Annotated in this window: 12 protein-coding genes; 9 read left to right on the top strand and 3 right to left on the bottom strand. The window is 44.6% G+C overall.

The features are described from left to right. Positions 1 to 148 precede the first annotated feature (148 nt). A complete protein-coding gene (locus ACTIE0_RS09820) occupies positions 149 to 2,182 on the bottom strand; it encodes an FAD-dependent oxidoreductase (protein WP_006620862.1) in 2,034 nt (677 codons plus the stop codon). Positions 2,183 to 2,436: 254 nt separating this feature from the next. On the opposite strand from ACTIE0_RS09820, the gene ACTIE0_RS09815 reads away from it, so the two are divergent. The 3 genes from ACTIE0_RS09815 to ACTIE0_RS09805 all read left to right on the top strand — a co-directional run bounded on the left by ACTIE0_RS09815 (position 2,437) and on the right by ACTIE0_RS09805 (position 5,500). Next, positions 2,437 to 2,955, top strand: a complete 519-nt coding sequence (locus ACTIE0_RS09815) for a response regulator (RefSeq protein ID WP_006668087.1) — start codon at positions 2,437 to 2,439, stop codon at positions 2,953 to 2,955. Between the two features lie 86 nt (positions 2,956 to 3,041). Further along, positions 3,042 to 3,182, top strand: coding sequence for a hypothetical protein (locus ACTIE0_RS09810; RefSeq protein WP_006668086.1), 141 nt, complete (start codon positions 3,042 to 3,044; stop codon positions 3,180 to 3,182). Positions 3,183 to 3,304: 122 nt separating this feature from the next. Further along, positions 3,305 to 5,500, top strand: a complete 2,196-nt coding sequence (locus tag ACTIE0_RS09805) for a PAS domain S-box protein (RefSeq protein WP_006668085.1) — start codon at positions 3,305 to 3,307, stop codon at positions 5,498 to 5,500. Here the strand turns inward: ACTIE0_RS09805 and ACTIE0_RS09800 are convergent. Together ACTIE0_RS09800 and ACTIE0_RS09795 are read right to left on the bottom strand one after the other, a co-directional pair. Then, entirely contained in the window at positions 5,497 to 5,961 is a 465-nt protein-coding gene (locus tag ACTIE0_RS09800) for a hypothetical protein (protein WP_006620858.1), read from the bottom strand. The two genes, ACTIE0_RS09805 and ACTIE0_RS09800, sit on opposite strands and share 4 nt — an antisense overlap. A gap of 75 nt (positions 5,962 to 6,036) precedes the next feature. After that, positions 6,037 to 6,684 carry an MBL fold metallo-hydrolase gene (locus ACTIE0_RS09795; protein WP_006620857.1) on the bottom strand — a complete coding sequence of 216 codons (648 nt, stop codon included), beginning with the start codon at positions 6,682 to 6,684 and terminating at the stop codon, positions 6,037 to 6,039. A gap of 131 nt (positions 6,685 to 6,815) precedes the next feature. Here ACTIE0_RS09795 and ACTIE0_RS09790 point away from each other — a divergent pair, with 131 nt between their 5' ends. From ACTIE0_RS09790 to ACTIE0_RS09765, 6 genes are all read left to right on the top strand, one after another. After that, entirely contained in the window at positions 6,816 to 8,288 is a 1,473-nt protein-coding gene (locus ACTIE0_RS09790) for a site-2 protease family protein (protein WP_006668084.1), read from the top strand. Between the two features lie 301 nt (positions 8,289 to 8,589). Further along, the gene (locus ACTIE0_RS09785) at positions 8,590 to 9,444 is read left to right on the top strand and encodes an META domain-containing protein (RefSeq protein WP_006668083.1); all 855 of its coding nucleotides are present in this window, start codon (positions 8,590 to 8,592) and stop codon (positions 9,442 to 9,444) included. Positions 9,445 to 9,778: 334 nt separating this feature from the next. After that, positions 9,779 to 12,253 (top strand): ATP-dependent Clp protease ATP-binding subunit, encoded by a 2,475-nt coding sequence (locus tag ACTIE0_RS09780; protein WP_006668082.1) that lies wholly within the window; start codon positions 9,779 to 9,781, stop codon positions 12,251 to 12,253. Between the two features lie 72 nt (positions 12,254 to 12,325). Further along, positions 12,326 to 12,514, top strand: coding sequence for a hypothetical protein (locus ACTIE0_RS09775; RefSeq protein WP_146743423.1), 189 nt, complete (start codon positions 12,326 to 12,328; stop codon positions 12,512 to 12,514). A gap of 115 nt (positions 12,515 to 12,629) precedes the next feature. Next, positions 12,630 to 13,409: a Uma2 family endonuclease gene (locus tag ACTIE0_RS09770; protein ID WP_439516890.1), complete on the top strand. Its 780-nt coding sequence runs from the start codon at positions 12,630 to 12,632 to the stop codon at positions 13,407 to 13,409. A gap of 50 nt (positions 13,410 to 13,459) precedes the next feature. Continuing rightward, positions 13,460 to 13,935, top strand: a 476-nt coding sequence (locus ACTIE0_RS09765) for a Uma2 family endonuclease (RefSeq protein WP_439516889.1), incomplete at its 3' end; no start/stop codon positions are given.

Raw genomic sequence — 13,935 nt, 5'->3', positions numbered from 1 at the left:
AAATCATCTGATCACCTCTCAAAGTCCCTCTCCCTCTCTGGGATCCAGATTTAGGGTGAGGGCAATGTATTAAGCGACTGGTGAACAAGCTGTACAGCCTTTGCTGACGCACCCAACCCGTTATTAATAGCTGTCAATTATCCCGTGTTCAAATCGTGAAAATACCTTTGGGATTGACTGATAATAATGGTCGTCTTTGCAATCCTTCTTGGTGTATAATATCATTAGCCGCCAATAAGCCACTACTAACCGCCCTTTCCATTAAACCACAGGGAAAAGGCATTTTTACCCAATCTCCCGCAAATTGGAGATTAGGGACACCAGAATCAGTGCAAGGGCGATCGCTATAACTACCCGGTGGATAGCCAGAAAAGTTCTTTTGATTGACTAATTCTCGATGTAATAGAGTGGCGTTTTGCAGTTCAGGGACGATTTCATATAGTTCTTTTTCAAAGGTGGTTAGCAACGCTGATTGAGTAGGGAAATCCGCTTCTTTATAACAGTATGCGTGCAGTTCTACCACACTTCCTCCCGTTTGTTGATGCCATTGTTGATAAGTTTCTTGAATGCGATGATATAGGGTGATACTATCGGTTAATTTATAACCCGATACCGAGGTAAAATCGCTATGTTCCCAGGGGAAATCTCGGTCAAACCAGAATCGACACACCGCAAAAGGGTCAGCGATCGCCAATTTTTCGATTTGTTGTTGAACCTTCCGGTTAACATCCCCTATAGACAGGGAAAATAAAGATTTAACCCCCGGAACATCAGTAGCAAATATGTAATAGTCTGCTGCTAAACTAATCGTCGATTGTGTAACATATGTAACGGAAAGTTGAGAAGCCGCCATTTTAGAGTAGTGCGAGCTTACCTCCTGTTTTAGCTCCCTATTATCCCCCCTACCTTTGGGGGGTTTGTTGGTTTGAGCAATTAACTGTAGGCGAGTAGTGTCATATTTGAGAACCTTAAATCGGGGTAAATCCTGTTGAGTCGGACCCGAAATCACCCGACCTTGTTGATCATAAATAGCGCCATGACAGGGACAGTAAAAACGTCCATCAGACTCCTGATTCACAGTACAACCTTGGTGAGTACAGGTGAGGGAAATCGCTTCCGTTTTATCGGGGTTAACAGCATAAACTTCATCCGCAGCGCCAAAATATTCCCCAGTGTTTCCTAAACTGACATGACGATTTACCCAAAAAGGTGCTGACCCATGACGGTCTCCGGTGGTGTAGGTGAGGGAGTCAATTTTTCCATCTCGCCATTTCACCTCAGAAACTACCCCTCCGGTGATAATTTTACCCCCTTTGGCAATAATTGCATCGGCTATGGGTTGGACGAGACTGCTACCCATATCTTCGCGGGTCCCGTTAAAGGCTAGTCCTTCTGGGTTCCCGAAAAAGTAGAAATGGAAAAACTGCATTAGTTCTCCGGCGCTAAGAGAATCCGGCGCATTTAGGCTAGACTTAGCGAAGGGGAGAAAGTACAGGTCGTAAAGACCTTGGGGAAATTCTCCCTTTACCCAGTCGCTGACGGAGATCTGATCGAGTCTTTCAAAGCTGTCGGGAATGGCGAAACCACCAATTTCTCGGAAAACTTCCCAGTGTTGGCGTTTGGTGAGGTTAATTCCCCACCGGAGTCGGTTGGGTGATGCGATCGCTAAATCTACTATATTCCAGGGAAAGGCTGAATGATTGGGGCGAAACACTTCCGGCTCATAAGTGTTATTTCTCAGAACTACCGAGTAGAATTTAAGAGATAAAAAATTATCTCTGATGTGGAGTTCCTCAATGATGCGGTTGAGGTTATAATACTGGGGGAAAAACCCGTGGAACCCATGTTCCATCATAAACGTCTGGTTTCCTACCTGAATCGGCCAACTGGCAATTTTGCCACCGAGTTGGGGCGCGCGTTCCAATAAGGTCACTGCAAACCCCCGTTGGCTGAGTTCGTAGGCACAGGCTAAACCTGCTAATCCGGCACCGACTACAACAACTTTTTTAGGGTTGTTTAAAGTATAGGGAAGGGCAATTGAGTCTTTTTGGGCGATCGTAGGTTGGGTTTTTTTGAATCGGGAATAGCCTAGGATTCCACCAGCTATACTGACTCCCAAAATCTTGATAGCTTGTCTGCGAGAAATAGATGGCAAATTTAGTAATTGATGAAATTCAGGCATTGGCAACTAATTAGTTGATTGAGATTAAGATTACCAGTCCCAGTGCTATAATCAGCAGTTGGGGTGGAGTTTAAACGGCTATTTGATAGATCATAACACGCAGTCTAAATTTTAGTCAGTCGGATTTCAAGATTTGCTGATTCTTGTTGTTTAAGTTAAGGGTGTCTCTACAAAAACCATCAAAAGCTATTACTGAAGGTTGATTGATTTCGACCGATAGGATTGTGCTTGATTAACAAAAAGTGAGTTTTTGTATGATAAATAACCCTCCGAAAACTGTGCTGGTTGCTCAAATCTCGAAGCCACAGCAAATGATTTGGAATTTAATCTTGTCTTCTCAAGGTCTATCAGTTTACAACTACCATAAATCATCACATTTAAAGTTCTTTTTGCAGAAAAAAGCTCGAGAAAACCAGCTACCAGATTTATGTATAGTTGATGTCATGTATTTTATCAGGCAAGAAGAAAGCCCCTATGAATTTTGTCGTTGGTGTGATTTAAACTATCCCGAAGTTGAAGTTATTTTAACTCATGAAACCGCCCCAAAAGTATCACAAGCAGAACGTCTTTGGGCTATCAAACAAGGGGCGCAGGATTTATTACCCGGATTTCCCGCCCTACACTTACGGGCAGAAATTATTTTAGGATTACAACGAGTTTTAGAAGTGCTGGATTTACTACCTATTGACCAAATAGAATTAGGTTATGTATTCACCAAAATCCAGAAAATCATGTTTAATTACCATCAGTTAGACAGATTAAATATGGGATAATTCATGATAATTGAAAATAGATGTCAACCCGTAGCGTCAGATAGGGATAATTATCATCAAGGGAGGAAATGGATTTCTGACGCACCATGGCGATCGCTGTGCTGCGTCAGGCCCAAATTTTCCGGTTAGGATTGAGAGAGTCGGCTTCTGACGCTACGCAGTCCGCTGGCTATGGGACTGTGGGACATGGGTTTACAAGCAATAAGGAATATAGACAAAATCTGTAACCAAGAATACAATGGAGGGTGAGACCCCCCATGATAATTGACATGGAACGTATAAATAAATGGAACATAAATGATCCGAAACGCTCCAATGTTCCCCTGTAATTTCTAACTGTGCCGACTAGATGCAATTAACCGGAGTATCGCGAATTGTGAATAACCAGCCCACACAATCTTTTTCATCCCAGGAGGCGGCATCAGTTAGCAATGGCTATAATTGTGGCTATAATTCTATGTATAGTGCAGCAGTTCCAGGGAGATCAGGAGATATACTATTTAATCAACTGATGGCATCAATGCCGACAGCGATCGCTATGGTCGATCGCCAAATGTGCTATGTGGCTATATCCCAGTACTGGCAAGACCAGTATAGTGATAGCCAAATTTCCGACAATTTACTGGGTGTATCCCATTATCAGCTATTTCCGAACTTACCAGATCGTTGGCATGAGAACGCGGAGGCATCTTTAGCAGGAACCTTAGACAGTTGGGAATTAGAAACCTGTCTGAGCCTGAGTGATGGTAGCATAGAATGGGTGAAATGGGTTGTCAGGCCTTGGAAAACGGAAACCGGGGCGATCGCTGGTTTAATCCTGTCCTTAGAAGCCATTACCGCATCAAAACAGTTAAAGGATACCCTACAACTGACCCAATTGGCGATGGATAGGGCGGCGGATGCGGTATTGTGGATTACCCTTGATGGTAGGTTATGCTATGTTAATGACACTGCCTGTAGGTTATTAGGCTATTCCCGGGGGGAATTACTAAAACTGAAAATCTACGATATTGATCCTGACCTATCCCCAACTATCTGGTCTGTCCAGTGCGAGGATATTCGCCATAAAGGTTCGCTGACTTTTGAATCACGCCATAGTTGTCGCCATGGCGTAATTTGTCCCGTGGAAGTCAATGTTAACTATTTAGAGGTTAAACCCTCAGATATTGATATTAAGGTTAATACTGCCATACAAACAGGCGATCGCCATTCTCCCACCTTACCGTTAATCTGTTGGTTTGCCAGAGATATCTCCGAACGTCAAGTGGCTTCCTCAGTCATTACCGAGTCGCGCGACCAACTCGAAGCTGTTTTAAATGCGGTACCAGGGTTAGTGTCTTGGGTAGGTTCAGACCTGAGATATTTAGGGGTTAATCAACACCTAGCTAATGCTTATGGTGTACCGACCCATCAATTCATCGGTAAAGAGGTAGGTTTTCTGCAAACCAGCCCAGAATTTAATGAATTTGTCTATGCTTTTTTTGATAGGAATAACTGGACAAGTTCTCGGGAAATTACTGCTAATGTTAAGGGTGAACCACGCACCTATTTAATTGTAGCTCAAAAATATCATCGGGGCGCGGCGGCGGTATTTGTCGGGTTAGATATTACCGAACGCCGTAATATGGAAATGGCGCTGCGACTAAGTGAGGAACAGGAAACTCGCCGCCGCAACGAGTTAGAAGCGGCTTTAGTACAGTTAAAACGCGCCCAAACCCAATTAGTGCAAACTGAAAAGATGTCTTCTCTGGGACAATTAGTAGCAGGAATTGCTCACGAAATTAATAATCCGGTTAATTTCATTTTTGGTAATCTGGGTCATGGATATAAGTATATTGAGGATCTACTGAGATTGGTAGATTTATATAACGAGTATTATCCAGAAACCCCGGAGGAAATTGAGGAAGAAATGGAGGAAATAGGTCTTGATTTTATCAAGATAGATTTACCCAAAATGTTTGAATCTATGCAGGTGGGGGCGGAACGCATTAGGGACGTGGTGCGATCGCTGCGTGTATTTACCCGTCTAGATGAATCCCAAATGAAGGAGGCGAATATTCATGAAGGCTTGGATAGTACCTTGCTGATTTTGCAAAATCGCCTACAGGCTAAGGGAGGGCGAGGGAGTATTAAATTAGTCAAAGACTATGGATATTTACCGTTAATCGAGTGTTATCCCGGACAATTAAATCAGGTATTTATGAATCTAATCACCTACCATATAGATCGGCTAGAAATGGCGATGGTAGGAGGCGATCGCATGGTTGATCCTACCCTGTCAGTCAGCACTACCATAGTGGAGGAGAAAGACAGAAAAAGGGTAATGATTTCCATAGCTGATAATGGTCCAAGTTTAAGCCCAGATGAATTTCAGCAGGTATTTGAACCATTATTAGCCGCGCCTACTTTTGGTCAAACAACCGCCCTAGGATTGTCTATAGCCCATCACCTAGTAGTTGAAAAGCATGGTGGTGAACTGGCTTGTGTTTCCCAACCCCAAGGCGGCTTGGAGTTCAGAATATATATACCGCTGAAGTCTAACTAGAGAACTTGGTGGGTGTAGGCGTGTTGTTTAACGTTATCTTCCGCGCTAACAATTCGTTCAGAATTAAGTAGGCGTTTGCGTTCGGTGGAAAAGTTCAATTTCTCGAAGGTAGTCCCGACTGAAATATGAGACTTAGCCACCTCACGGCGTTTGTAGGTACGCGCGGCGGCGATGGTACGTTCTCTAAAGTCGTCACAGAGTTGAGTTTCTGGGCTGAAGGCTTCAGGAAGTGTGACAGACTCATCGGTGAGTAAAGTTCCCAGGGTGACAGCAGAGGCGATTTGATAGGAGGTAGGAATACCCTTGATAATCGCTTCTAAGGCGGCTGAGGGGATGGGTTCGGCGATCGTAACCGGTTGGACTTCCCCATCTTCTTTAATAAAGCAGTGGGCTAAACCAATAACAATGTAATCATCACCTGTCAAATCAGGAGCATCGGAAAGTGTAGTTGCAGAAGTCATAGTTATTTGGCGATAAATTTAGCAACAGCTATAGAATATTTTGCCACACAAGTGGCAACGGACAATTGAGGTGAGCTATTGCCTCATGCTATCAGCGATTTGGTGATAACCGTCAGCGATCGCCAACTTGGCGCGTAATAAGCCAATACTAGCCCCAGGACAAATCCATTGTAACGTTTCCGGTGTAAATCTATCCAATAGGACCTGCACACTGCGAACTTGTCTCGACCAGTGAAAAGTTTTAGCAGTTCGTAGGGGGACTGGCTTACCCTTAGCATCAGGTAACAAATGGCGACCGGAAAACAAGATCCCGCCATACTGGGAAGTATAAACACAGGAGGAACCGGGAGAATGTCCAGGAGTCCAAATCACCATAATCTCTGGAGTTAGGGAAAATTCCCTTTCAAAAGATATGACCTCAGCTTCTGGTAACAGATAGGCTTCCTGTTCCTGACACAAAATTTGACAGTCAGTAGCTTTCTGAATTTCCCTAGCTTTACCCATACCGCCGCGATGGGTGATCACTAACCACTTTAGCCCCCCCTGTTGCTGGATAAACTCTTGTTCAGTTTCTGTCCAAGGCGGAGAATCGATCAAGATATTACCTGAGTTTTCTACAATGAAGTAAGCTGTCCCACCCAGAGTATCTCGGTTTGGTGAAAATCCATAAATTGTTTCAAAAATAGGTTTCGGTGGTTTGGTTGTAGACTGCTGCTGGGCCATTACGCTGTTTCCACTGGTGTTCCTATGGGCCATTTTTGAATCTCAACGAGTTATCGGTAAACTATACCAGATCCTTTTTTGTGGTTTCCCTGATTCCCGGTTACGGTGTTCCCTGCGATCAAAATATCATTATGCTTTTATTGCTACTAATTCTAGGACTTGTCACTTATTTGGTTTTGCGTCAAAGTGTCACCCGCATTACCAGGACTCCCGTGTGGATCTTGTGGTTGGTGATGATGGCACCTGCTTTCATCTGGACTGGCTGGGTGATAATTTATGGCAAACAGACCCCGATTCCGGCTTTACTGGTGATTATTCCATTTATTGTCTGTCCTTGTCTATATTGGGTTTTGGTGCATATTGGCCGCCAGTATCCTACCCCAGAAGATGCCGGAAGTGAAACAGATTCTTCTGTCTCAGAAACTACCAAAACTCCAGAACCTGTGTCACCTATCAGCCAGAGTGAGGAGACTAAATTAAGGGCTTGTTTCCCTTGGTCGGTGTTTCCGTTGCATGATGTGGAATATCGACCCCAGGCGGTGATTTGTCGGGGTCAATTGCGATCGCAACCTGATATAGCTTATCAAACCGTAAGAGAGAAAATTGAGGCAAATTTTGGCGATCGCTTTTTGGTAATATTCCAACGAGACTTATCTGATAAACCCCTATTCGCCCTTGTCCCTAATCCCCAACGTCACCCCGACGCTCCTCCCAAATCTGATCAAGACCTGCTGAGTCAGCCTCTGTTAGCCTTGGCGCTAATGGTGATTACCCTGTTTACAACTACTGTCGCGGGAAGCACAATTATGGGAATATCAAATCAGGATTGGCAGGATGATCCTTCCCTATTGTTGACGGGGTTTCCCTATGCTGTCGCTTTAATGGCGATTTTGGGGGTTCATGAGTTATGCCACTACTTGACCGCTAGACACCATCAGATTCAGGTAACCCCTCCCTATTTTATTCCAGTTCCCTTTTTTCTGGGAACTTTTGGCGCTTTTATTCAAACGCGATCGCCATATCCCCACCGCCGCGCTTTATTTGATGTCAGTGTGGCTGGTCCCTGGGCTGGTTTACTGGTGACTATTCCTTTATTATTCTGGGGATTTGCTCATTCGGAAGTCGTCGATATTGTGCCTGATCAGTCGGGAATTTTGACCTTCAATGCCCTCAATCCTAGGTTTTCGATGTTTTTGGCTATCTTGGCAAAACTGGCTTTAGGAGATGCTTTAAGCCGGGATATGGCTATCAGTTTGCACCCGGTGGCGATCGCTGGATATATAGGCTTGGTAGTTTCCGCTTTTAATTTACTCCCTATTGGTCAATTAGATGGAGGCCACATGGTTCATGCTATGTTTGGTCAGCGCCTCAGTCTAATTATTGGTCAAATTACCCGCTTTTTGATGTTATTCGTGGCTTTAATTCAGTCGGAATTTATGATTTTAGCCATCCTGCTATTCTTTTTACCCCTTAATGATGAACCAGCCCTTAATGATGTTAGTGAAGTTGATGATGTCCGAGATATCATCGGATTGATGACTTTAGGCGTTTTACTAACAATTATTTTACCTATGCCTCGCCTATTGGCTCAACTTTTGAATTAACCACCATTCACCACAATTCCTAAAGTTACACCCCATTAAGACAGGTCGAGGGGCCTGGTCATACTGTTCACTATTTGGCTCACCCGATCGCATTACCTAAAATGGTGAGGGCAGATGTCAAGTTTTGTCTGATCATCAAGATGGATGGAAAAAATTAAGAAAACTGACAGCAGGCAGATATGTCATCCGAACAATTCCCGGTGTTCGATGATGCCTAATTTACGGTTGGTGTGATTTGAGAAAGTGGGTAATAAACCCACAATAGTTGCTATACTAAGATGGTTGCTTGGAGTGAAAAAAGATGTTAAAACTAAGTCAATGGAAAGGTTTGCTGGTGGTAGCTACTTGTGCGATCGCTTCTCCGGCATGGTTTGCTAGTCAAGGTATAGCCCAGTCTGGGTCAGTAGTTTATCAAAATATTTCTGAACAATACATGGCTATGAATCACCCCATTGCAGATAGTAGCTGGAAACTCTCATTTTGGAGTCAAGCTGATAGGTTAGTTGATGTGGTTGCTGGTAGTGAAATCACTCTAGCTTTTGACCAAAATGGAATTAGTGGTTCGGCGGGATGTAATCGTTTAATGGCAGGCCATAAAGTCCATGATAATCGCCTAGAAATAAGTGCCGTAGGTAGCACGAGAATGGCTTGCGAAGAAGCCTTAATGAGCCAAGAGTTCCAATTTGTTAAAGCCTTAGAAGGTGTGCAAGAATTTCGGGTCAATGGTGATAATTTAATCATGAATTACCAAAATGATTCGGGGTCGGGTTTTATGGTGTTTAGCAAGTATGATGAACCTAGTGTTAACTCCATGTTAAATAAGCCGTGGCGGTTGTTGTTTTGGACAAAATCTGACTCCATGATTGATTTAGTCGCTGATAGCAAAGTCACCCTAGAGTTTGCCGAAAATAGCATTTCTGGAACTGGTGGCTGTAATCGTTTAATCGGTGGTTATGAGGTCAAAGAACAGCAACTAGAAATTAACACCTTAGCCTCAACTTCCATGGCTTGTGAACCAGAGTTAATGACTCAGGAATCAGAGTTTATTCAGGCTTTAGAAGGCGTGCAAGAGTTTCGGGTAAATGGTAATAATTTGGTGATGACCTTCCAAAACGCATCAGGTTCAGGTATCATGGTATTTGAGCATGATAATTGAGTAAGGATAATTGATAATTAGGCGGTTAATTTGACATCAACCGCCACCAAGAAACCTGGTTGATCTGTTAGCAATTATTTGCCACGGTCAAGTTCTTGGCTGAGTAGGGTCTAAAAATTGGGGACGGGTTGATAAACCCTGTCCCTAGCCCCTAGTCCCCGTTTCAGCAAAATTACGGCTATCCTTACTGCATTATTGCTAGAGTAGCGATAGAGTAGGGATAGGCAAAATACACAAAAGTTTACAAATCTTGGTGGTGTGATGTTCCTCCTGCACGGATCAAAAGCACACCCCAGGGTTAGCTAAGTACAATAGCTGGACGGGAAAAGCACAAATGTTTGAATATTTTTCAGATAAAGCGATCAAGGCCGTGATGCTGTCTCAGGAAGAGGCGCGACGTTTGGGACATAACTTCGTCGGGACTGAACAACTGCTACTGGGTATTATTGGGGAAGGAACCAGTATCGCCGCCAAGGTACTCTCAGACCAAAACCTAAACTTGGATAATACCCGCCGTGAGATAGAATCTATTATTGGGCGCGGTTCTGGTTTGATGCCACCAGAAATTCCGTTTACGCCTCGCGCCAAGAGGGTCTTTGAGTCGGCGATGAAAGAGGCTAGGCAGTTAGGCAATAATTATATTGCGCCAGAACATATATTGCTAGGCCTGTTGCAAGATGAAGAAGGCGTAGCAGCCAAGGTTCTGGAAAACTTCGGTATTGAGCGCCGACAATTGCGGACAGAATTGATTAAAAATTTAGGGGAGGAAGTCCCCGCCTCAGCCGGGGGAAACTCCCGCAGTCAGAGTCGTAAAACGGCGACCCTTGATGAGTTTTCTACTAACTTGACTCAGTTGGCAGCTCAAGGAAAGCTAGATCCTATTGTAGGACGCGATCGCGAAATAGAACGGGTGATTCAAATACTCGGTCGCCGTACCAAAAACAACCCGGTGCTAATTGGTGAACCGGGGGTTGGTAAAACAGCGATCGCAGAAGGACTCGCTCAACGTATTATTAATGGAAATGTGCCGGAACTTCTGGAAAATCGCCAAGTGGTGAGCCTGGAAATGGGAACTCTGGTGGCGGGAACCCGTTTCCGGGGAGAGTTTGAAGAACGACTCAAAAAAATTGTTCAGGAAATTAAGGCTAATGGCAATATTATCCTATTAATTGACGAAATCCATACCCTGGTGGGAGCGGGAGCCATTGAGGGAACTATGGATGCGGCTAATATGCTCAAACCGGCTTTAGCAAGGGGAGAATTGCAGTGTATCGGCGCAACGACTCTGGATGAATACCGGAAGTATATTGAGCGTGATGCCGCCTTAGAACGCCGATTTCAGCCGGTAATGGTGGGAGAACCTAGCGTTGAGGAAACTATCGAGATTCTATTTGGGTTGCGATCGGCTTATGAACAACACCACCGCTTGACTATTTCTGATGAGGCGGTTTTGGCGGCGGCGAAACTATCTCACCGCTATATTAGCGATCGCTTTCTTCCTGATAAGGCGATCGATTTAATTGATGAAGCTGGCTCGCGGGTGAGGGTGATGCACTCTAAGTTACCCCCAGAAGTGCGAGATCTGAAAGTGGAACTGTCCGACATTGTTAAACAAAAAGATGTCGCTGTTCAAGTTCAGGATTTCGATAAGGCTGGAGAATTGCGCGATCGTGAATTGAAATGCAAAGACCAAATTGAAGCCGCTTCCCAAGTGGAAACCAGCATCAAAACTAACTTAATTGTTACCGAAGAAGATATCGCCGATGTCCTCTCAGCCTGGACAGGAATTCCCGTCACTAAAATGACTGAATCTGAGTCCTATAAACTGATGCACATGGAAGATACCCTACATCAGCGCCTGATAGGTCAACATGAGGCTGTGAGCGCCGTTTCCCGCGCTATTCGTCGCGCCAGGGTGGGACTGAAAAACCCCAACCGACCGATCGCCAGCTTTATCTTTTCCGGTCCGACCGGGGTGGGAAAAACCGAACTAACCAAGGCTTTGGCTTATTACTTCTTTGGTTCCATGGAAGCGATGATCCGTTTGGATATGTCGGAGTTTATGGAACGCCACACGGTTTCTAAGTTGATTGGTTCCCCTCCCGGTTTTGTCGGCTATGATGAGGGTGGACAACTGACGGAGGCGGTGCGTCGTCGTCCCTATACGGTGATTCTGTTTGACGAAATCGAAAAGGCTCACCCCGATGTCTTTAATATGCTATTGCAGATTTTGGAGGATGGACGGTTGACTGATGCTAAAGGTCGCACGGTCAGTTTCAAAAATACTCTGATTATCATGACTTCCAATATCGGCTCGAAGGTGATAGAAAAGGGTGGCGGCGGTCTGGGTTTTGAGTTTGAGCAATCACAGGAAGAGGCTCAATATACTCGGATTCGCAATTTGGTTAATGAGGAGTTGAAACAGTATTTCCGACCGGAGTTTATTAACCGTCTCGATGAGATTATTGTTTTCCGTAAGTTGACCAAAGATGAGGTTAAACAGATTGCTGATATCCTGTTGGAGGAAGTGTTTGCTCGCTTGCGGGATAAGGAGATTGTCCTGGAAGTTAGCGATCGCTTTAAAGATCATATTGTTGAGGTGGGATATGATCCTAATTATGGCGCTCGTCCCCTCCGTCGTGCGATTATGAATCTGTTAGAAGATGTCCTAGCGGAAACCATGCTATCCGGTACACTTAAACCGGGTGATCAGGCTTTGGTAGACTTGGATGATGATGGACAGGTAAAAGTTCTCACTGGCGAAGAACGTCTGCGTCGGCTTCCTGAATATGCCACTACTAACGGCTAAGTAGTTGATTTTTGGAGACAAGGAATTATCCCTTGTCTCTAATTTAGCCATGGATTTTACCGGACTTCAATAATGCGATCGTCATCAGATTTACAAATGCGATCGCATTTCTACACAATCTTACAGTTGCTTCCTCCGACTTCCCTATATCCCTTCTTATCTGGGTTTATCTGGGTGTTTCCCATTCTTTCCCTAGACAATTTTACCGATTCACCGTCGCCTAATACTCATCGGTACAGTCCAAGACCTCAACCCCTATAATCTAATTAGGGCAGACATCATCATAGTGATACTAGCATATCAACCTCCAAATAGTCAACATATTAATCCTAAATTTCCACATCTGATTTTAGCCAACCCACTCAAAGGAGGCGACATGGTAACCGAGATTCAAACCACTCCCCAAACCCCAATTATCTACCCCGAAAGCGACGGTCAACCTATGGCAGAAAACACCGAACAATTCCGCTGGATTGTCACCATTCAAGGAGGGATTGATGCCCTCTTTAAAGATGACCCTAACGTATTTGTAGCCGGAGATTTACTCTGGTATCCCGTAGAAGGCAACAATAAACTGCGAGTAGCTCCAGATGTGATGGTAGCCATAGGAAGACCCAAAGTTAAACGGGGGTCTTATTTGCAATGGGAAGAAGATGATATCGCCCCCCAAGTAGTTTTTGAGGTATTATCTCCCGGTAATACCTTAACCGAAATGGCGAAAAAGCTGGACTTTTATCAGCGTTATGGAGTGGAAGAATACTATATATATGACCCCGATAAAATCGATGTCTGTGGTTGGATTCGCACAGAGAATCAACTGACATTAATTGACACCATAAAAGGCTGGATTTCTCCCCGGCTAGGGGTGAGATTTGAAATCTCGGAGTCGGGGTTAGAATTGTATCGTCCCGATGGTCGTAAATTCTCGACTTATATTGAGTTAGAGAGCGATCGCCAAAAAGCAGAAGAACGCGCCCAACAGGAAACAGAACGCGCCCAACAGCAGGCAGAACGCGCCCAACAAGCCGAAGAACGCGCCCAACAGCAGGCAGAACGCGCCCAACAGGAAGCAGAACGCGCCCAACAGGAAGCAGAACGCGCTAACCGCCTGGCGGAAAGACTGCGGGAATTAGGTATTGACCCTGATACTATGTAAGGGAAAAAGTTGAACCACTTTATGCACAGAACTCACCCCAAGGAGGCCACATGGTAACAGAGATTAAAACCACTGCCCAAACCCCAATTATCTACCCCGAAAACGACGGTCAACCTATGGCAGAAAACACCGAACAATTCCGCTGGATTGTCACCATTCAAGGAGGGATTGATGCCCTCTTTAAAGATGACCCTAACGTATTTGTAGCCGGAGATTTACTCTGGTATCCCGTAGAAGGCAACAATAAACTGCGAGTAGCTCCAGATGTGATGGTAGCCATAGGAAGACCCAAAGTTAAACGGGGGTCTTATTTGCAATGGGAAGAAGATGATATCGCCCCCCAAGTAGTTTTTGAGGTATTATCTCCCGGTAATACCTTAACCGAAATGGCGAAAAAGCTGGACTTTTATCAGCGTTATGGAGTGGAAGAATACTATATATATGACCCTGATAAAATCGATGTCTGTGGTTGGATTCGCACAGAGAATCAACTGACATTAATTGACACCATAAAAGGCTGGATTTC

This window comes from Limnospira sp., assembly GCF_051859755.1.
Taxonomy (GTDB): Bacteria; Cyanobacteriota; Cyanobacteriia; order Cyanobacteriales; family Microcoleaceae; genus Limnospira; species Limnospira fusiformis.
The sequence above is the reverse complement of the archived record's forward strand: the minus strand, read 5'-3'. Positions and strand labels throughout refer to the sequence as shown.